Here is a 19149-nt window from a genome sequence, read left to right as displayed (position 1 = left end):
TGCCTATCCAAGCCGCCCCAGCGCCGCTGTCAGCCGCTCGGCTTCGGCGGATTTCTCCGCATGGTCGGCGCGGGCCTTCTCGACCGCCTCGGGCTTGGCTTTCTCGACGAACGCCGGGTTGGACAGACGGCCGTCGAGCGACTTTGCCTCCTTGGTCACCGCTTCGAGCGCCTTGGCGAGACGCGCCTTTTCGGCGGCAATGTCGATGATGCCTTCGAGCGGCAGCACGAAGGTCGCCTCGTTGACCACGATCTGGATGTTCGCACCTTCGGGAGCGTGTTCGCCCAGCGAAGCGAAGTCGATCCGGGCGAGCCGCTGCGCGCCGGTGGCAAAGCCGTTGATCCAACCGCAGGTGCGATCGTTCGCACCCTGCACGAAGCCGCGCAGCCGCTGTCCCGGCGGGATACCGAGTTCGTTCTTGGCCGAACGGATTTCGCGCACCAGCGCGATTCGCCATTCGGTCTCGGCCTTGGCGTCGGCATCGACGTTGGCATCGGGCGCGGGCCATTGCGCCAAGATCAGGTCGTTCTGACGCTCGCCCAGCGCATGCCACAGCTCTTCAGTGATGAAGGGCATGAACGGGTGGAGCATCACCAGAATCTGGTCAAGCACCCAGCCAGCCACCGCGCGGGTTTCGGTGGCCATTGCGGGCTGAACTTCTGCATCCTGGCTCAGGGTTGGCTTGATCAGCTCGAGATACCAGTCGCAGAATTGGTCCCAGACGAAGTGATAGATCGCGTTCGCTGCCGCGTCGAAGCGCAGGTCGGCGAGCGCCTTGTCGAGTGCAGCGACGGTATCGACCACCTCGCCGATGATCCAGCGGTTGACCGCGAGCGTCGCCTGCGGAGCGCTGACCGATGCACTCGCGCCGATGCCGTTCGACTGGCAGTAGCGCGATGCGTTCCACAGCTTCGTCGCGAAGTTGCGATAGCCCTCGACGCGGCGTTCATCCATCTTGATGTCGCGGCCCTGGCTTTCCATCGCCGCCATGAAGAAACGCAGCGCATCCGCGCCGTACTGGTCGATCAGGCCCAGCGGATCGACGGTGTTGCCCTTGGACTTGGACATCTTGGCGCCATCGGCCGCGCGGACGAGGCCGTGCAGATACAGCTGCTTCCACGGGGCTTTCCCCATGAAATGCGTCCCCATCATCGCCATCCGCGCATCCCAGAAGAACAGGATGTCGAAGCCGGAGATCAGCAGGTCGTTGGGATAGTGTTTGCGCAACAAATCCTCCCCGGAATGGGGAGGGGGACCATCCGCAGGATGGTGGAGGGGAAGCGAGTTCGTGCCGCCGTCGCATGCAGCCGCTTCCCCTCCGTCAGCGCTACGCGCTGCCACCTCCCCTGAAGGGAGAGGATTGGAAGAGTCCGGCCAACACAGCGTCGCAAATGGCCAGAGCGCGGAGGAGAACCAGGTGTCGAGGACGTCGGAATCGCGTTCCAGTGTGACGCCTTCACCCGCGAGCGCCTGCGCGGCCTCCTCGGTCTCGGCGACATAGCATTTCCCGTCGGAGCCATACCAAGCCGGAATCCGATGCCCCCACCAGAGCTGGCGGCTCACACACCAAGGCTGAATGTTGTCCATCCAGTGGAAAAACGTCTTCTCCCAGCTCTTGGGAACGATCTCGATCACGCCGGTCTTCACTGCCTGGATCGCGGGCTGCGCGAGCGTCTTGGCGTCGACATACCATTGGTCGGTCAGCCAGGGTTCGATGACCACGCCGCCGCGGTCGCCATAAGGCGTCTGGATGGTACGCGGTTCGGCGTCGTGTTCGGTGACCTCGCCGTCCTTGCTTGTCACGACATGCGGGACCAGCAGGCCCAGCGCCTTCATCCGCTCGACGACAAGCTTGCGTGCGTCGAAGCGGTCCACGCCGATGAACTCAGCCGGGATCAGGCCATCAGAGGCAGCAACCTGCACCACCTTCGCCTCGGCATCGAACATGTTGAGCATGTCCGCCGCCGCAATGCCTGCGCGCCGTCCGACCTCGAAGTCGTTGAAATCATGCCCCGGCGTTATCTTCACCGCGCCCGAACCCAGCTCGGGGTCGGCATGGTCGTCCGCGACAATCGGGATGCGCCGTCCGGTGATCGGCAGCTCGACAAACTTGCCAATGACGCTGGTATAGCGCGGATCGGCGCCGTTCACCGCCACCGCCATATCGGCGAGCATCGTCTCGGGCCGCGTCGTTGCCACCACGATATGGTCGCGGCGATCGTCGAGCGTGACCCCATCCGCCAGCGGATAGCGGAAGTGCCAGAAATGGCCCTGGACCTCGCGCGTTTCCACCTCGAGATCGCTGATCGCGGTCTTGAGCTTGGGATCCCAGTTGACCAAACGTTTGTCGCGGTAGATCAGCCCCTGATTATACAGGTCGACGAACACGTTGAGCACCGCCTTGCTGAAATGCGGGTCCATGGTGAACTGCTCGCGGCTCCAGTCCATCGAACAGCCCAGCCGGCGCAGCTGGCGGGTAATCTGTCCGCCGCTTTCTTCTTTCCACTCCCAGACCTTCTTGACGAAGTCCTCGCGGCTGTAATTGGTGCGCTTGTCGCCTGCGGCCTCAAGCTGGCGTTCGACCACCATCTGCGTAGCGATTCCGGCATGGTCGGTGCCGACCACCCACAAGGCATCCTTGCCGCGCAGCCGCTCGTAGCGGATCATGATATCCTGCAGCGTGTTGTCGAGCGCATGGCCGATGTGCAGCGATCCGGTGACGTTCGGCGGCGGATTGACGATCGTGTACGGCGCAGCATCGGGCCGCTCGGGACGGAACGCGTTCGTCTCCTCCCAATGCGGATACCATTTGGCCTCGATCGCGGCAGGATCGAATGTCTTGGGCAGCTCTTGCTTGTCGGTGCTCGTCATCCCGCCGCTTTAACGCAGGACGCGTTATTTTCCAGACGTTTTCAGAGGTTGCCGGAGCCCGTCAAACACGTTGCGGTGTCATTGCACGCTGGCCTGCGCTTTCAACACTCAGTGGTTCTTGTCCGGGAAGACCCGCAACGCCGGTCTCGAACGCCATGCCATGCCGATCGAATGCGCCCGCATGCGTCACCAGCCATTTAATCAGCCGTTGCGCCCGGTGATCCGGCCGATTTCCTTGGCGACCAGCGCCTCGACCATATCCGGTAGATTGCGATCGAGCCATTCGGCCAGCATCGGCCGCAACATTTCGCGCACCATGCCTTCCAACGAGGTTTCTCCAGACCGGACGATCTGCGGGCTGACACCCGGTTCGGTCAGCGTGGCCAGAACGGCAAGCGATTCGCGCATCGATCGCTCGCCCGCGCGGCTCATCAGCGGGGCTTCCTCGGGAGCCGCCGGTTCATATGATTCGACGCTGTCGGTGAGTTCGAGAATGTCGTCGATCGGCTTTTCCTGGCGCGCTTCGTGGCGTTGGGGAGCAGGACGCGCCGGCGCAGAACGCCGTGGTTTACGGCCGTCCTCTGCAATCACCTTCTTGATCGAGGCAAGGATTTCCTCAAGGCTTGGCTCGCCAATATCCCGTGTCATCGCTTTGAGGCCCCTGATCCAGATCTGCGCCTTGGCCGGATTTACTGGCTGGGCGGCCCTATCACTGCGGCATTTTGCGTCGCGCTGTCAACGGTACGTGTCGACTGGGCGACCGGGTTTCTGTCCGAATCCCAGTCATTGATCTTGTCGCGGACACGTTCGTAGTTGATCGTCGGGTCATACAAGGTGCCGCCATCGAGACCCAGATCGCGCGCTTCAGCTCGGCCCATCGCTGCCAGCAGCGTGAAGCCTGCAACATAAGCGTTACGCCGCGCCGTGACGAGCTGCACCTGCGCGTTGAGCAATTCACGTTCAGCATCGAGGATATCGAGAACGGTGCGGTTGCCCACGCTGTTTTCGGCGCGGACGCCTTCAAGCGCGAGCGCGTTTGAATCGACCGCAGTTTGCGAAGATTCGATCACCTGCATCGAGGCGCTGAAGCTTGCGTACGCGGCGCGGACCTGCGCGATGATTCCGCGCTCAACCTCGATTTCCTGCTCCATCGCCTGCCCGGACACCGCCTGCGCCCGGCGGATCTGCGCACCAGGGCGGCCACCCTGGTACACCGGCACGGTCAACTGGACACCGGCAGCAGCGCTGGACTGCTGCTGGACGAAATCCGCATCGAATAGCGAACTGCCAAGCGTGCCAAGAAAGTTCTGGTAATTGCCCTGTGTAAACAGGCTGACCTGCGGCATCCGTGTACCGCGAGCGGCGCGAACATCGAAATTGGCCGCCTCGACCCGTTCCCGCGCCGCGAGCAGATCGGGATTGTCGTCAAGCGCGGTAAAGACGGCTGCTTCTGGCGCATCGGGAAGGTTGGGGAGCGGCGGCGGCGGCTCCAGCTCTCCCGGAGCGATGCCGATCAGCTGTATATAGGTTTCCTTGCTGCGAATCAGATTGGCCTCGGCAGTTTGCAGATCGCTGCGCGCAATCGCCAGCCGCGCTTCGGATTGTGCCACGTCAGTGCGGGTCAGGTCGCCGATTTCAAACCGGTCGGACGATGCCTGCAGATTGACATCGAGCACGCTGACATTCTGCCGCTGCAAGCCGACAATGGCTTCGTCGCGGATGACATCCATGTATGCGGCAACGACGTTGCTGAACACCGATGCCTCGGTACCGCGCAGATCAGCCTGACCCGCATCGACGCGGGTTTTGGCCGCATTGATGGCGTTGCGGGCACTGCCGCCCGAGTAGATCGGAACGGCCAGGTTCAAATTGCTGCTGAATGTGCGTTCCGGCGCGGTGAAGGCGTTGGCGGGGTTGAGGAAGTTCTCCGAATATTGCGCCTGAGCCTGGAGGCTGGGACGCCCGTCGGCCAATGCAATCGGCACGCCTTCATCAATCGCACGCTGCTGCGCACGCGCGGCGTTGAGCGTGGGATTGGTCTGATACGCCGCGATCAGCGCATCGCGTAGCGTCTCGGCGTGCAGCGGTGCACTGCCCAGTACGAGCGCCGCACCGCAACCGGCCATCCAAAGAGAAGTCTTCATCAATCCGGTCTCGTGTCTTCCGCCACCCCTGCTGCCGGGCGGTGGTCCTGCGTCAGAAGCTATAGCTTTTTGGCCGGGCAAAGGCCGCAAGCGGGGCAATATCGGTATCGGCGAAGGGAACGAGAGCGAACGCATCGCCGTCCCGCCGACCCGAGGCAAGCCGCGAGACACCGTTCTCATCCACGCCTGCGAGCAGACGGCCGCCATCAGCCAGTTGGGCGATGATGGCATCGGGAACCTGCTGCACGGCACCATCAATGATGATCAGATCGTAAGGCGCGTTGGCTGCGTGTCCTTGTTCCAGTGCCGATTCGATGACGGTGACATTGGCCATGCCCGCGAGCGCCGCCTTGGCATGTTCGACCAAGGCACGATTGTTTTCGACGGCGACAACCTTGGCGACAATCCCTGCAAGCAGCGCGGCGGTGTACCCGGTTCCGGCAGCGATCAGCAGCACGCTCTGGCTGCCCGAAAGTTCGGCCCGGGTGAGCAAAAGGCCGGTCGAAAGCGCCGGGTTGAGCACCCGGCCTGCGTCCAGCGGCACGGCTCGGTCGATATAGGCGAGCGGCTTTTGCGCGGCGGGGACGAAATCCTCACGCCGGGTTACCGCCATTGCGGCAATAACAACCGGGTCGCTGACGTCACTGGGACGCAGTTGGCTTTCGATCATGTGCCTGCGGGCAGCGGCAAAATCTGGCGGAGCAAGAGTATGTGTGTCGGTCATGTCCAAGCGCCCTAGAATATGCGAACAACGATGCAAGCCCAAACGGTCCGAATGTCACCGCTTTGATACCTTACCGGTTGCAAAATGCAATCGACATCGCGTCATCGCCAGTTATGACACGGCTGTATTATTATGGCAATACAGCTTTTGCGCCATCATGGCGGTACCGTTGTCGACCCCGCGCAGCGTCCGTTTGATGCGCATCATACTTGACTTTCTAGCCAAAGCCGCACAATGCCGCGTCCTTCGACGCGGATGGCCCGATGGCGGAGTGGTTACGTAGAGGACTGCAAATCCTCGCACGCCGGTTCGATTCCGGCTCGGGCCTCCAGCTTCATGTCGCAGATCAGATCGCGAGCCTTTTCGGATCGACCTTGATCACCACGCAGAGCCCGGTTTCCGCCCAATCATAATCGATCGATCCCTGCAAGTGGCCTGAGACGCTGCGTTCGACCAGCTTTGACCCATAGCCTGCATCTTCGGCCGGCTTTCGTATCTTGGGCCCGCCGGTTTCCGTCCATACGATGGTGACCGCTGCATCGTGCGACGAACACGACACATCGAGCGTGCCCGTATCGACCGAGAGCGCGCCGTATTTGAGCGAATTGGTCGCCAATTCGTGCACCACCAGTGCCAGCACCGTGGTCGCCGATTCGCCCACCCTCATCCGCGGCACAGAGACCCGCACCCGCCCGCTGAACGCGCCCAGATCATCATACGGCGCCAGCAGCACCGAGAGCAGGTCCCCCAGCAATGCGGATGCCGCCTGGGTCTGCCCTGGCACCGGGCGCACCAGATCATGCGCACGGCCCAGCGCGGTCAGCCGCAGTGTCAGTTCCTCGGCCATCTGCTCCTTGGAATGCGCAGAACGTGAGGTGATGGTGGTGAGACCGGTGGCGATGGTCAGCAGGTTCTTGACCCGGTGGCTCATTTCACCCGCAAGCAACTCATTGCCTTCCTCGGCCTGCTTGCGCCCGGTCACATCGATGAAAACACCGAACATGATGCGGTCGACCATCCCGGCATTATCGCCCTGCCCCCGTGCCGAAATCCACTTGAGTTCATCGCCCACCAGGATGCGAAAATCGATCTCGAATGCCCCGATGATCGCGCGGGTGGCAGCAAACGCCGCGCGCACCCGATCGCGATCTGCGGGGTGGACATGCGCCGACAAGTCCTCGAAACAGACATCGGTGCCCGGCTGGACGCCCCAAAGCCGGTATGCATGGTCATCCATCGCGAGCGCATCGGTATCGACGTTCCAGGACCACAACGTAATCCCGGCAGCCTCGATCGCGTGGACGAGATTCTTGCGCTTCCAGACGGATCTGTCGCCTGGCGCGGCCTTTTTGGCCTTGCCGTTCTTGCTTGTCATAGCTTGTCTATCCCCGTTGCGGGCCCAGGCCGTGATCCTGCGCCGCAGTGAACGCTATGCTACTTTTATCAACCGACTGTGCAGATAATTTCCATCAAACCCGGCAATTTCGGCAAGCCGGACCGGATCGATGATTTTGAGCGCGCCTGAACTGAGCTCCATAACCTTGTTTAATCGCAGGCCCTTGAGCACGCGGTTGACGTGCACCGGGGTCAGCCCGACGGCATCGGCCAGCACCAGTTGGGTTAGCGGCAGTTCGCACTGGTCGTGGGTGGCAAGCCCGATGTTGCGCATGCGGATATAAAGCTCGCACATCAGGTGCGCGATTCGCTCCTCCGCGGTGCGCCTGCCCATGCTGACGATCCAGGCGCGCAGCACGCCCTGATCGACCAGTTGCGACCACCAGAAGGCGTGGGTGATGTTCGACTTGGCCTCGACCAAAGCCTCCATCTGCTTGCGCGGCAGCGTCGCAACCTTGGCGGGTGTGATGGTGACGATGCTATGGTCCATTTCCTTCAGCACCGCGATGTGGATATCGCAAAAGTCGCCCGGCAGCATGAATGCCAGGATCTGACGGCCACCATCGGGAAGCATCTTGTATCCGCAGGCCCAGCCGTCCAGCATGACGAAGACCGGGTCGGGGCTGTCGCCTTCGCGAATCATATGGTGCCCTGCCGGAACATCACGGACATTGCGACAGGCGTCTGCAAGCAAAGCCACATCGGCATCGCTCAGCGGCGCGTAGCCGCTCAATCGGTCGGTGAAGGCGTTGGACATTGCGTGCTCCCATCCTCGATGTATTGAACCACATGTCTCGTCGCATTAACTTCGGTTATATTTCCCGACGCCAATCAGGTGCATAGCAGAAATACTGTCGGCAAGCGAACCCAGGCGCAGGCAGCAGGGAGCCAAGGTATCGCCCCCGCCTGATATTGCATCGGCCCGGACATGACCAACGACACCATCATTGCTGCCTCGGTGCCATTGCCCGGTGGCGCAATCGAACCCGATGCACACGGGCAGGCCGCTTTGCTGCTGGCAGAAAGTATCCTGCATGCGCTGGTCGAAACCCGCACATTGAGCATCGATGCTGCGTTGTCGGTCATCAAGACGACTTGTGAAGTGAAACGGGAGGTTGCTGAAAGCACCGGTGAATCCGACGGGCGGATGAAGGAATCGCTTGCGCTGCTGCAAGCTATCTCCGCAACCTTTGCAGTGGACGCACAATAATCAGAATAAAAAGCCAATTACTAACTCTGATCAACATGCCCGATCGTAGAATCTGTCATTACACCTTCAGTCAATAGGCCAGGAGTTGTCCAATGATGAACACAACCAACATTGCTGAGTGCGCCGAACTACGGTCCGCTCGAGTCGCCACCGAGGCGATGATTTTGCAGTTGTTCGCCCCCGCTCGCCTCATGGCGCGCAAGGACTCAGCCGGCCAGATCGAAAATGCCTCGCTGTGGCGGCAGGACGCGCTTCACCGCGCGAAGAACATGGCGCAGATGACTGTATCGCTCGCCAACCTCGCCGAGCACCGCTCGCGTTGCTGGTTGCCCAGCGAGGTTGTTGCCAAGGCGCGCGGCCTAGCCCGTGCCTATGAAGAGCTGGGCACAGATTGCGGAACCACCGCGATGGTACCGGTCGTCCCCCTGCTGGTCACGATCGCCGTCCGACTGGTCGAAATCTTCGGATCGGCACGCGATATCGCGGTCTCGATCGATGCCGACGACGTCCTGCTGGTACCCGATATGCGCCGCGCGCTGATCCTGATGGCCAGCGAGATGATCATCAACGCGCTGAAATACGGTTATCCCAATGCATCGGGTGGCACCATCCGGGTCAGCCTGAAGAACCGCGATAACGGTCTGTCGCTGATCGTCGAGGACGACGGCGCGGATTATTCGGCAGATTACTCCGCCAGCCAGGGCAGTGCACTGCTTGACAGGTTGAGCAATGTGCTGGGCGCATCTTTGGTGCGTGGCAGCGGCAGCGAGGGACACGGTTACCGCGTCGGTGCCATGGTTACCCCAGGCCAGGACGACCATCTGGCCGTGTAAGGATCCAGGTTTAAACGGCCGATGACCAATTGACAGGTCCGGCCTGCATTGTGCGACGAAGGGAGCAACCTTCCGCTCAGCCAGCCGTCCTGTAGTTGCCGCGTCCGGCGACCAGAACCGGAAAACATGCGGCGCCCCCCCATCCTTAATCGATGCCTCCGTCTTTCTGGCGGGGGTATCCTATTTGTCCGGACCTTTTCGAATGCGAACATCATGATGAAGATCAAACCAGCCATGGCGCGCGCGATGAAGCTTTCGCGCGCAAGCAGAATGAACGCGGCCAATCGGCTGGTCCAGAAGACGCTCGCGCACAACCTTTCGGGTGGTTTTGCAGGCGGCATGGCCCGCCGGTCGATCGCCCGCAGCATGGGTGGTCTGGTGGCGCTCGATGCGTTGCAGAAGTACCTTCCGTCCGCGCCCGGAAACCCTGCCGCGAAATCACCCAAGAAGCCCGCTAAGCCCAAAAAGCCTGCGGTCGCCCGCAAGCCCGCCAAGCTGGCCAAGGCCCGCAAGGCCCCTGGCAGGGGCAGCTTTGCCGAACTTCGCTACGAGGGGCCTGAGGGATCGCTGGATTACTGGCTGTATCTGCCTGCGCAGGGCGCCACCGGTCTGCCGGTGGTTGTCATGCTCCATGGATGCACGCAGACCCCGGGCGATTTTGCCCGCGGCACCGGGATGAATGCGCTGGCCGATGAGCTTGGCCTGATCGTCGCGTATCCCAGCCAGCCGGCATCCGCCAATATCGCGCGGTGCTGGAACTGGTTCAAGCCGGGCGACCAGCAGCGCGATGGCGGCGAGCCCGCGCTCATTGCTGCGATGACCCGCGCGATCCTGGCAGATACCGACGCCGATGCCACCCGCGTCTATGTTGCCGGACTGTCGGCCGGCGGTGCTGCCGCCGCGATTCTGGGAGCAACCTACCCGGATGTCTACACTGCGATCGGGGTGCACTCGGGCCTGGCGTGCGGCGCGGCGAGCGACATGATGTCGGCGTTTTCGGCAATGCGCAACGGATCGCGCAACTCGCGCACGTCGCCAGACGATCGCGAATCCAGGTTCGTGCCCGTGATCACCTTCCATGGCGATAACGATGCTACCGTCCATGCCATCAACAGCGCGCAGATCGTGGCGAAGGCCGCCGAGCACATCGGTACGCCGCTGACGGTTAAGCGCCAGCGCGGCGGTACTGCTGCCGGACGGAGCTATACGCGTGAGATGAATTGCAGCGCCGATGGTGTGGTGCAGATCGAGCAATGGACGATCCATGGCGCGGGCCATGCCTGGTCGGGCGGGCACAATACCGGCACCTATACCGATGCGAGCGGCCCTGATGCATCACGGGCGATGATCGCGTTCTTCTTGCAGCATCGCCTCGACTGAACTTCTCTGCCCCGACTGCGGAGAACCGCAGTCGGGGAATGCACCGGATCAGTGAAGGCTTTGGTAATGCACCCGGCTAGCGAGTGCGCTTGGATCGGTGAGGCTGAGGTCACCATTGACCAGCCGGATGACCTTGTCGGCGCGCATCTGCTGCAGCGTGCGATTGACGTGGACCGATGAGATGCCGACCAGATCGGCCAGCAACTCCTGGGTCAGCGGCATGCGATAGGCATCGCGCGAACCCAGCCTGCGAATTTCAAGCCGTTCACCCAGTTCCAGGAACAGATGGGCCATGCGCTCATAAGCGTTGAGGCACCCCAGCCGGAATATGCTGTTTTCAAGCTGGCGCTCGATCAACGCGCATTCAGCCTGGACGATTTCGCTGTCGGGCAACGTCGAAAACTCGATCAGCGAAAGGCGCGTCACCGACATCACCGAATGGTAGAAACTGGGCTGGTTGTCGCGCCACACACCGACAATTTCGCCCGGCAGATACAGGTTCGTCAGCTGCCTGCGGCCGTCGAAGGTGACCCGGTACCCCGCGCCCCATCCGTCCACGACAAGACGCGGCCGCATGACCGTATCGCCCTGCTGGATGAAATCACAGCGTGGCTCGATGGCAGTCTGGCTATACCGGTTATGGTTGGGCCATTCGATGGGTAAGCTTGCGTATACAGTCATAGATAGACTTTCGTTCTATCCCCTCGACTGCAACCTGTCATTTCGTTCAGATTGAATCATTAAACTGGTTTAATTCAGGGTGAATACCGCGACGAGCCGAGTGTCTAGGCCGCTCGTCTTGACCATATTTGCCCGGATTCGCCACCGGCACTTAATCTAGATCAGTCCCATCACCCCAATCGACACGCGCTCGCTGCATACTGGTCGACCCGGCGCTTGGCGATTCGCCGCGCGAATCAGCTGCCGACGATCACACCGCCGTTGGGGTGCAGCACCTGCCCACTCATATAGCTGGCATCATCGCACGCCAGAAACAGGAAGCACGGCGCAACCTCATTGGGCTGTCCGGGGCGGCCCATCGGGGTCGATTCGCCGAAGGTCTCCAGCTTTTCCTCGCTGGCACCACCGCACGGGTTGAGCGGGGTCCAGATCGGCCCTGGTGCAACACCGTTGACGCGAATTCCCTTGTCGGCCAGATTCTGGCTGAGGCTTCGCGTGAACGCCGTGATCGCGCCTTTGGTGGCGGAATAATCCAGCAACTCGTCTGCGCCCTTGTACATCGTCACGGAGGTGCAGTTGATGATCGTCGAGCCTTCCTTCAGATGCGGCAGCGCCTGCTGCACCAGATAGAACATGCCATAGACATTGGTCTGGAAGGTCCGCTTGAGCTGATGGTCCGAGATTTCGGTCACCTCGCTGTCGGGATGCTGCTCGCCGGCGTTGTTGACCAGGATGTCGAGTTGCCCGAAGCTGGTGATCGCCAGCTCCACGATCTTGCGGCAATGGTCCGGGTCGCCGATATCGCCCGCGATCGTGACCGCCTTGGCACCTTCATCTGCAATCATCCGCGCGGTGTCCCTGGCATCTTCATCCTCCTCAAGATGCGAGATGACGATGCTGGCGCCTTCACGCGCGAAGAGAACCGCCACCGCACGGCCGATACCGCTGTCGCCGCCGGTCACGATCGCGACCTTGCCTTCCAGTCGGTCCGAACCGGGATACCGCGGCTGCCATTCGGGTTTGCGGTCGAGGTTCGCCTCGAGCCCGGGGAGTTGCGCTTCTTCAAGCTTGGGAATGATGGTGGTCATGGATTGGTCTTTCGATTGGCGGGCTGGATCAGCCCAATGAGACATCAAGAAACATCATGATGGCGAGGCCCACCATCAATGCCGGAGTGGCAGATCCGTGCTCGATCCGGCGGCTGGCTTGAGGAATGATGTCCGCCATCACGACAAACAGCATCGCTCCAGCGGAAAAGCCCAGCGCCCAGGGCAGAATGGCGGTCGAGATCTGAACGATGGCCACGCCGATGAAGCCGCCAACCGGCTCGATCAGCCCGGTGGCAAGTGCCGCGAACATGCACCGCATCCGGCTCCACCCCAGCGTCGAAAGGGCTGCGGCCACAGCCATGCCTTCGGGAATGTTCTGGATGCCGATACCCAGCGTCGTCGCCCAGCCTAGCTGCAGGTCCCCCGACATGAAACTGACCCCGACTGCGGTGCCTTCGGGAATGTTGTGAAGCGTGACGGCAATCACGAACAGCGCGATCCGTTGCTGCTCGCCATTGCCCAATTGCACCGAGCGTCCAATCGAGCCCAGCCTGCCCAGCGCCGCCATCTCGATCAGTCGTCCCAGCTGCGCCATCGCCAACGCGCCGAGCAGCACTGCACTGATCACCATCGCTGCGGCCATTGGGCGGGACGAGCCCGTCAATTGCGCGCGTTCGATACCCGGGATGATCAGCGAAAAGAACGCCGCCGCGATCATCACCCCTGCGGCAAAGCCCATCAGCAGGTTGTGACGCCGTTCGGTCGGTTGTCCGCCGAACGCGACAAGCGCCCCGCCCAGTCCGGTCATGCATCCGGCTGCCAGGCTGGCGGCTATTCCGATAGCCGCCAGCTCAAGCATGGATCACCTCAGGATAAGCGGGGTTAATCTGCCTGTCCGTCAGATTACTGCACCAGCGAACCCAGATCGGCACCGGTCAACGGATCCTTGGAGGGATCGGAGGTCGTCCGGACGGCCATCGCTTTCACGGCCGTCATCTGGTCGTCGGTCAGCTTGACCTTGGCCGTACCATCGCCGCCATCGAGTGGGCCCTTCGCGACGACATCATCGATGCGATCCCATTCTTCGCCGCTGTTCCAGGGGCCATCGATATCGCCTGCGCCCGTCGAGGTGTTGACGTAGAGCGAATCGAAACCGGGAACACCCGGATGCTTGCCCGGCGGGAAGTTATCCTCGATGGTATAAAGCGCCTTCTCGAACGACTTCTGATGCGCGATTTCGCGGGTCATCAGGAAGCCGAGCGCGTCCTTGATGCCTGGATCATCGGTCACCGCGATCAACCGTTCGTAAACGATCTTGGCGCGCGATTCAGCCGCGATGTTCGACCGCAGATCGCAGGTCGGATCACCGCGCGAATCGACATACGCCCCGCTGAACGGGACTCCCGACGAGTTGGTCAGCGACGGGCCGCCGCCGAACAGGATCGCCTGGGTGTGGCTGTTGCCGCCTGCGGTGATCGAGCGGTACAGCTCGGCCTCTTCCAGCGCGGCTTCAGCCAGCTGGCCCTTGGCTCCCTTGTTGAGCATCGCAACGATCGATCCAATGATCTCAAGATGGCTCAGCTCTTCGGTGGCGATGTCGAGAAGCATGTCCTTGCGGCCGGCATCATCCTCGGCAAGACCTTGCGTAAAGTAACGCATGGCTGCGGCGAGCTCGCCATCGGGTCCACCGAACTGTTCGAGCAGAAGCGAGGCCAGAACCGGGTTCGGCTCTGAAACGCGCACAGTGTATTGCAGCGCTTTGTTGTGGGTAAACATATTGGGAATTCCTAACTGTTGGACGGGATCAGCTGCGGGGATAGCTGGTCGCTGGAGCCGTGCTGGCAGGGGTGTTGGCCAGGCCGGGAGTCACGGTGTTGACGTGGTTTGCTGAGACTGCCTGGTTTCCGTTCGTAGCCGGAGTACCATCAGCGTGGCGCAGGTAAGGCATTGTGTTGCCGCGGGGCGCCGACATTGCGAGGCTAATCAAGGCGCCGATCACGGGTATGCCCATGATCCAAAGGGGAAGCAGCGCCATACCGAAAATGCTTGTCATGTGTTTCACTCCAGGTGAGCCGGGATGAACGCATCCGGGCGGGGAGGAGCAAGGCTGGGCCTGTTTGCCACGCCCACCAATAACATGGGTGATCATAGGTTTTTTTAACCGCCGAGGCTGCAGCATTACCTATGTAAGCCCGGGCGCCGGGTTGCTGCGCTAGATGCCGGATCTTCCCTATCTGTTCTCCATACGCTCACCTGCAGCGGTGGAGGGCTTTCTATCCGGAGATCACCGATGCACCGCCCGTTTCAGCACAGCAACACCCCTGCCTCGTCCACGCGGCCCGTGATCGTCTGCTTTTCACACCTGCGCTGGGATCTGGTTTTCCAACGGCCACAGCACATCATGACCCGGCTCGCACAGAACTTCGACATCCTTTATTGGGAGGAGCCGCGTGCCGACGCCGGTTGCATCGCCCCCCGGCTGGATCGGTCGAAAGTGGCCACCGGCGTGGTCCGGATCGTGCCGATGATGCCCGAGGCATTCGATTCCGGTCAGACCGCCGAAGCCCTCGAATCGCTCCTGCGCAGCGAAATGCAGACGCAGCAGCAATCATCGCCACAGATCTTCTGGTACTACACCCCGATGATGCTGGAATTCAGCGAGCAGGTGCTGTCTGATCTGGTGGTCTATGACTGTATGGACGAACTGGCCAATTTCGCCTTTGCGCCCGCCGATATCGTCGAACGCGAGGCGCGGCTGCTCCAGCACGCGGACATTGCCCTGTGCGGCGGCCGCAGCCTTTACGAGGCGCGGCGCGCAAAGCGTCCCGATATCCTGTGCTACCCTTCGGGGGTTGATACCGACCATTTCGCCGCGAACAAGACCGTGGTTGTCGATCCGCAGGACCAGGCTTCACTGGAAGGCCCGCGTCTGGGCTTCTATGGCGTCATCGACGAGCGAATGGACCTCGACTTGCTCGCCGAGATGGCGCGGCTGCGGCCCTCCTGGTCGTTCGTGATGATCGGCCCGGTGGTCAAGATTTCGCCCGATGATCTCCCCCGCGCCGACAACATCCACTGGCTTGGCGGCCGGGATTATACCGATCTGCCGGCCTATGCGATCCATTGGGATGTTGCGCTGATGCCGTTTGCGATCAACGCGTCGACCCAGTTCATCAGCCCGACCAAGACGCCTGAATACATGGCATGCGGGTTGCCTGTGGTTTCGACTCCGATCAAGGACGTGGTCGATACTTATGGTGCGCTTGGCAGCATCAAGATCGCCGACACCGCAGAAACCTTCGTCATTGCGTGCGAGGCGCTGCTCAACGCGCCCGATAGCATACGGGCCGGATGGCGCGACGAAGCGGTGGCATGCCTGGCCGACAAGGGGTGGGACGGTATAACCAAGCGGATCGCCGGGCATATCCAGGACAGCCTCGTGTCGCGTCAGGTCACCCGGCTGAGCACCAAGCGCCCGCCAGTACGGCGCCATTACGATGTCCTTGTCGTCGGCGCAGGCTTTGCCGGCGCAGTGATGGCCGAACGCATGGCATCGGGCTCGGGCAAAACGGTGCTCGTCATCGACAAGCGCGATCACATCGGTGGCAACGCCTACGATCATCGCGACGAGGCGGGCATCATGGTCCACAAATACGGACCGCATATCTTCCACACCAACAGCGGCGATATCCTCGATTACCTCTCGCGCTTCACCGGATGGATACCCTATGAACATCGCGTGCTGGCCGAGGTCGATGGGCAGCAGGTGCCGATGCCGATCAACCGCACGACGCTGAACATGCTCTACGGTCTCGACCTGAAGACTGATGAGGAGGCGGCAGAGTATCTGGCTTCGGTTGCTCTCGATGTCGGCGAAATCAAGAATTCGCGCGACACCGTGGTCTCGCAAGTGGGTGAAGACCTGTATGCCAAGTTCTTCGAAGGCTATACCCGCAAGCAATGGGGGGTGGATCCGAGCCAGCTCGACAAGAGCGTCGCAGCGCGCGTCCCGGCACGCACCAACCTCGATGACCGCTATTTCACCGACAAGTACCAGTGCATGCCCGAAAAGGGCTACACAGCGATGTTCCGCAACCTGCTCGATCATCCATCGATCGATGTGATCACCGGCCAGGGGTATGAGGATCTGCCGATGGATATCAGCTGGGACCATGTCGTGTGGAGCGGGCCGATCGACGAGTATTTCCACCACCGGCTGGGCAAGCTGCCGTACCGTTCGCTGCGGTTCGAACACGAGACGCTCGATTGCGAGCAGGCGCAGGCGGTCGCGGTGGTGAATTACCCCGACTTCGAAACGCCCTATACCCGCATCACCGAGTACAAGCACCTGACCGGGCAGACGGCGGCGAAAACCAGTGTTACGCGTGAATATCCGGCTGATGAGGGTGATCCCTATTACCCTATCCCCAATCCCGCGGCGCAGGACATGTATCGTCAGTACGCGGCGCTGGCGGGCAAGTGCGAGAACGTGACCTTCGTCGGACGGCTGGCCACCTATCGCTATTACAACATGGACCAGATCGTCGGGCAGGCGCTCGCAACCTGGCGCAGGCTGGATGCGCGCTGGCGGCTTGAATCACTGGCCGGACTTGGCGTTGTGGCCGCCGAATGAAATTCGGGACCGCAGCTGGCCATGCCGCTATGAAGCGGCTGGCGGTGCCATCACCTGTCCAAGAATGGATACGGTGCGCGGACGGTGCGCCGTATTTCGAAACCGAAACCGGCCGGAGCTGGGCTCCGGTCGGGTATAACGATGCGATCACCTGGCCTACGCTTGCACCATTATACCGTCGCAAGGACCCTGCTGTCGTCGAACAGCATTTCGCGCGGCTGCGCGATCACGGGGTCACCTGTGTCCGGTTGATGCTCGACTACAACCAGGTTCGCTCTCGCCATCTCGAGACCCGGTGCGGGGAATTCTCGCGAGCCATGGTCCAGATGTGGGATGACCTGATCGCGCTGGGCGAGGTGTATGGCATCCGGTTCCTGCTTACACCGTTCGACACCTTCTGGATGGCACGGCGCTGGCGTACCCATCCGTATGCGCGCGCCAATGGCGGGCCCAGCGCGAAGATCGAGCAGATGTTCACCTGCCCGGACACCCGCGCCGCGATCAAGAACCGACTGGCGTTTGCCACCCGCCGCTGGGGGCATAGCGGCGCGATCTTCGCCTGGGATCTGTGGAACGAGATCGACCTCAATTACGCCAGCGGGGATGCCGCAGCAGCCCACGACTTTGTCAGCGATATCTCTGCTTCGTTGCGCAACGAGGAATTGCGCCTGCATGGCCGTAGCCATCTGCAAACCGTGTCGGTGTTTGGCCCGGCACTCAAGGCGCGGCCCGCGCTCGACGACATCGTCTTCCGGCACCCCTCGCTCGATTTTGCCAGCATCCATCTGTATGAACGCAGCACGATCGACAACCCGCGCAACACGCTCGCACCTGCGCTGGCGACCGCGCGACTGATCGCGGAATCGGCGCTGAAGTGTCCGCCGGGGCGTCCGCTGCACGATAGCGAGCACGGCCCGATCCACGCCTTCAAGGACAGGCACATCACGCTGCCTGACGAGTTCGACAGCGAATATTTCCGCCGGATGCAATGGGCGCATCTGGCAAGCGGGGGGGCAGGTGGCGGCATGCGGTGGCCCAACCGGCACCCGCATGTGCTGATCCAGGGAATGTACGATGCGCAGAAGGTGCTGGCCGAATTTCTACCGTTGATCGACTGGAGCAGCTTTCATCGCCAACCGCTCGATGCCAGGCTCTCAGTGCATGATTTCGACGGTCTTGTGACCGGATGTGGGGACACACGGCAGGCGGTGCTATGCCTGATGCCCAGCCGGGCGCAGTGCGGCAAAGCCTGTGCCATCGATATCTCGGGTCTCGAACCGGGGGTCTATTCGGTCACCCAGGCCAACACGCTCACCGGCGGTCACGAATCCAGCAGGCTGCAAACGACCCAGGATGGCCATCTGAACGTGCTGGTGCACACAGGCGGTCAGGACATAGCGCTGGCGATCGTCTGCGCCGACCCGGCAGCGTAAGCGACGCGAGCGGACGTTCCGCTCGCGTCGCTTGTCGGTTTACGCCAGCACCAGCCCGGCCAGGTTCATTTCGCGAGTCAGCCTCTTGTTTTCCTCATCGCTCAGCCTTGCGCGAAGCGCCGGAAACAGCGTGTCTTCTTCCTCCCGCATATGCACTTCGAGGTCGCTGCGCAGCGTCGCCAGCGTTTCTGTAAAGCGCGGGTCCGCGTTGTCGAAATGGGCGAGTTCATACAGATGCGATTTGACCTGGCCGTGGTCCAGGTTGAGTGCATCGGCCGAATCATCACCCTCTTCGCGGCGCAGCATCGGATAGATGACCTGCTCTTCCTGCATCGCATGCTTGGTGATCATGTGGGTGAGGTTGGTAAGGAGCACTGTGCGCTTTTCGGGGTGGTCGGGCGATACCTGCTCAAGCTGATCCAGAACCGCGAGGGTTGCCTTGTGTTCCTTGGTCAGGCCTTCGCACCAATCTTCCGCCAGCGCGGTTGGAGCCTGTACCGCAAGCTTGCGGCCCAGATTGGCAATGGTGACGGCGCCGGTGGCAATCAGCACGCCCTTGATCGTTTTTCCAAGGAACGAGCCCTTGCTATTGTTCTTGGTCGGGGCGGGTTTAGGCTGGGGCCTGGGCGATACGGGGCGGGGTTTGCGCGAAACGGTATGTGCCATGGGGACGGCTCCTGATGATTGGGCTGCCGAACCGACGGCAGCAGACACATTTGTTTCGCGCACTGCCAGGATCCCGGCACACGCTTATGTTAGGGAACCTGCGAATAACCGAGCTTACGGATCATCCTCA

General features: G+C 61.6%; 16 protein-coding genes and 1 tRNA gene. 6 read left to right on the top strand and 11 right to left on the bottom strand.

Annotated elements, in window-relative coordinates; all coding sequences use genetic code 11:
* Positions 1-3: 3 nt before the first annotated feature.
* The 4 genes from IEW00_RS14875 to IEW00_RS14860 form a co-directional block, all read right to left on the bottom strand.
* Complete coding sequence (locus tag IEW00_RS14875) at positions 4-2871, bottom strand: valine--tRNA ligase (protein WP_188515188.1); 2868 nt, start codon at positions 2869-2871, stop codon at positions 4-6.
* 201 nt (positions 2872-3072) lie between these two features.
* Positions 3073-3519 (bottom strand): DUF2497 domain-containing protein, encoded by a 447-nt coding sequence (locus IEW00_RS14870; protein WP_188515187.1) that lies wholly within the window; start codon positions 3517-3519, stop codon positions 3073-3075.
* 41 nt (positions 3520-3560) lie between these two features.
* Positions 3561-5015 carry a TolC family outer membrane protein gene (locus IEW00_RS14865; protein WP_373282653.1) on the bottom strand — a complete coding sequence of 485 codons (1455 nt, stop codon included), beginning with the start codon at positions 5013-5015 and terminating at the stop codon, positions 3561-3563.
* Positions 5016-5067: 52 nt separating this feature from the next.
* On the bottom strand, positions 5068-5739 hold the full coding sequence (locus tag IEW00_RS14860; RefSeq protein ID WP_229737066.1) for a protein-L-isoaspartate O-methyltransferase family protein: 672 nt from the start codon (positions 5737-5739) through the stop codon (positions 5068-5070).
* A gap of 257 nt (positions 5740-5996) precedes the next feature.
* Between IEW00_RS14860 and IEW00_RS14855 the strand changes: the two genes are divergently transcribed.
* Positions 5997-6070 (top strand) — tRNA-Cys (locus IEW00_RS14855).
* 15 nt (positions 6071-6085) lie between these two features.
* Here IEW00_RS14855 and IEW00_RS14850 read toward each other — a convergent pair.
* A complete protein-coding gene (locus tag IEW00_RS14850; protein WP_188515186.1) occupies positions 6086-7114 on the bottom strand; it encodes a sensor histidine kinase in 1029 nt (342 codons plus the stop codon).
* Positions 7115-7168: 54 nt separating this feature from the next.
* A complete protein-coding gene (locus tag IEW00_RS14845) occupies positions 7169-7891 on the bottom strand; it encodes a Crp/Fnr family transcriptional regulator (protein ID WP_229737065.1) in 723 nt (240 codons plus the stop codon).
* Between the two features lie 171 nt (positions 7892-8062).
* Here IEW00_RS14845 and IEW00_RS14840 point away from each other — a divergent pair, with 171 nt between their 5' ends.
* The 3 genes from IEW00_RS14840 (at position 8063) to IEW00_RS14830 (ending at position 10557) form a co-directional block, all read left to right on the top strand.
* On the top strand, positions 8063-8344 hold the full coding sequence (locus IEW00_RS14840) for a hypothetical protein (RefSeq protein ID WP_188515185.1): 282 nt from the start codon (positions 8063-8065) through the stop codon (positions 8342-8344).
* Positions 8345-8436: 92 nt separating this feature from the next.
* Positions 8437-9177 (top strand): ATP-binding protein, encoded by a 741-nt coding sequence (locus IEW00_RS14835; protein ID WP_188515184.1) that lies wholly within the window; start codon positions 8437-8439, stop codon positions 9175-9177.
* 213 nt (positions 9178-9390) lie between these two features.
* The gene (locus IEW00_RS14830; protein WP_188515183.1) at positions 9391-10557 is read left to right on the top strand and encodes an extracellular catalytic domain type 1 short-chain-length polyhydroxyalkanoate depolymerase; all 1167 of its coding nucleotides are present in this window, start codon (positions 9391-9393) and stop codon (positions 10555-10557) included.
* 48 nt (positions 10558-10605) lie between these two features.
* On the opposite strand, the gene IEW00_RS14825 is transcribed toward IEW00_RS14830, so the two are convergent.
* The 4 genes from IEW00_RS14825 to IEW00_RS14810 form a co-directional block, all read right to left on the bottom strand.
* A complete protein-coding gene (locus IEW00_RS14825) occupies positions 10606-11238 on the bottom strand; it encodes a Crp/Fnr family transcriptional regulator (protein ID WP_188515182.1) in 633 nt (210 codons plus the stop codon).
* Between the two features lie 236 nt (positions 11239-11474).
* On the bottom strand, positions 11475-12326 hold the full coding sequence (locus IEW00_RS14820; protein ID WP_188515181.1) for a glucose 1-dehydrogenase: 852 nt from the start codon (positions 12324-12326) through the stop codon (positions 11475-11477).
* A gap of 28 nt (positions 12327-12354) precedes the next feature.
* The gene (locus tag IEW00_RS14815) at positions 12355-13146 is read right to left on the bottom strand and encodes a ZIP family metal transporter (protein WP_188515180.1); all 792 of its coding nucleotides are present in this window, start codon (positions 13144-13146) and stop codon (positions 12355-12357) included.
* A gap of 44 nt (positions 13147-13190) precedes the next feature.
* Entirely contained in the window at positions 13191-14063 is an 873-nt protein-coding gene (locus tag IEW00_RS14810) for a manganese catalase family protein (protein ID WP_188515179.1), read from the bottom strand.
* Between the two features lie 625 nt (positions 14064-14688).
* Between IEW00_RS14810 and glf the strand changes: the two genes are divergently transcribed.
* Together glf and IEW00_RS14800 are read left to right on the top strand one after the other, a co-directional pair.
* Positions 14689-16920: a UDP-galactopyranose mutase gene (gene glf, locus IEW00_RS14805; protein ID WP_188515240.1), complete on the top strand. Its 2232-nt coding sequence runs from the start codon at positions 14689-14691 to the stop codon at positions 16918-16920.
* Positions 16917-18353, top strand: coding sequence for a glycoside hydrolase 5 family protein (locus tag IEW00_RS14800; protein ID WP_188515178.1), 1437 nt, complete (start codon positions 16917-16919; stop codon positions 18351-18353). The genes glf and IEW00_RS14800 overlap by 4 nt, the downstream gene beginning before the upstream one ends.
* 39 nt (positions 18354-18392) lie before the next feature.
* Here the strand turns inward: IEW00_RS14800 and IEW00_RS14795 are convergent, their stop codons facing one another.
* The gene (locus IEW00_RS14795) at positions 18393-19019 is read right to left on the bottom strand and encodes a hemerythrin domain-containing protein (RefSeq protein ID WP_188515177.1); all 627 of its coding nucleotides are present in this window, start codon (positions 19017-19019) and stop codon (positions 18393-18395) included.
* Positions 19020-19149: the final 130 nt, after the last annotated feature.

The organism is Blastomonas aquatica (assembly GCF_014639875.1).
Lineage (GTDB): Bacteria > Pseudomonadota > Alphaproteobacteria > Sphingomonadales > Sphingomonadaceae > Blastomonas > Blastomonas aquatica.
Note: the sequence above shows the minus strand (reverse complement) of the source record. Positions and strands in the feature narration are given on the sequence as shown.

Bases quoted from the DNA above. Each gene is read 5' to 3' on its own strand.
- IEW00_RS14850 (WP_188515186.1), bottom strand. From the start codon at position 7,114: ATGACAAGCAAGAACGGCAAGGCCAAAAAGGCCGCGCCAGGCGACAGA.
- IEW00_RS14845 (WP_229737065.1), bottom strand. From the start codon at position 7,891: ATGTCCAACGCCTTCACCGACCGATTGAGCGGCTACGCGCCGCTGAGC.
- IEW00_RS14815 (WP_188515180.1), bottom strand. From the start codon at position 13,146: ATGCTTGAGCTGGCGGCTATCGGAATAGCCGCCAGCCTGGCAGCCGGA.
- IEW00_RS14865 (WP_373282653.1), bottom strand. From the start codon at position 5,015: ATGAAGACTTCTCTTTGGATGGCCGGTTGCGGTGCGGCGCTCGTACTG.
- IEW00_RS14840 (WP_188515185.1), top strand. From the start codon at position 8,063: ATGACCAACGACACCATCATTGCTGCCTCGGTGCCATTGCCCGGTGGC.
- IEW00_RS14820 (WP_188515181.1), bottom strand. From the start codon at position 12,326: ATGACCACCATCATTCCCAAGCTTGAAGAAGCGCAACTCCCCGGGCTC.
- IEW00_RS14825 (WP_188515182.1), bottom strand. From the start codon at position 11,238: ATGACTGTATACGCAAGCTTACCCATCGAATGGCCCAACCATAACCGG.
- IEW00_RS14830 (WP_188515183.1), top strand. From the start codon at position 9,391: ATGATGAAGATCAAACCAGCCATGGCGCGCGCGATGAAGCTTTCGCGC.
- glf (WP_188515240.1), top strand. From the start codon at position 14,689: ATGACCCGGCTCGCACAGAACTTCGACATCCTTTATTGGGAGGAGCCG.
- IEW00_RS14875 (WP_188515188.1), bottom strand. From the start codon at position 2,871: ATGACGAGCACCGACAAGCAAGAGCTGCCCAAGACATTCGATCCTGCC.
- IEW00_RS14860 (WP_229737066.1), bottom strand. From the start codon at position 5,739: ATGACCGACACACATACTCTTGCTCCGCCAGATTTTGCCGCTGCCCGC.
- IEW00_RS14870 (WP_188515187.1), bottom strand. From the start codon at position 3,519: ATGACACGGGATATTGGCGAGCCAAGCCTTGAGGAAATCCTTGCCTCG.
- IEW00_RS14795 (WP_188515177.1), bottom strand. From the start codon at position 19,019: ATGGCACATACCGTTTCGCGCAAACCCCGCCCCGTATCGCCCAGGCCC.
- IEW00_RS14800 (WP_188515178.1), top strand. From the start codon at position 16,917: ATGAAATTCGGGACCGCAGCTGGCCATGCCGCTATGAAGCGGCTGGCG.
- IEW00_RS14835 (WP_188515184.1), top strand. From the start codon at position 8,437: ATGATGAACACAACCAACATTGCTGAGTGCGCCGAACTACGGTCCGCT.
- IEW00_RS14810 (WP_188515179.1), bottom strand. From the start codon at position 14,063: ATGTTTACCCACAACAAAGCGCTGCAATACACTGTGCGCGTTTCAGAG.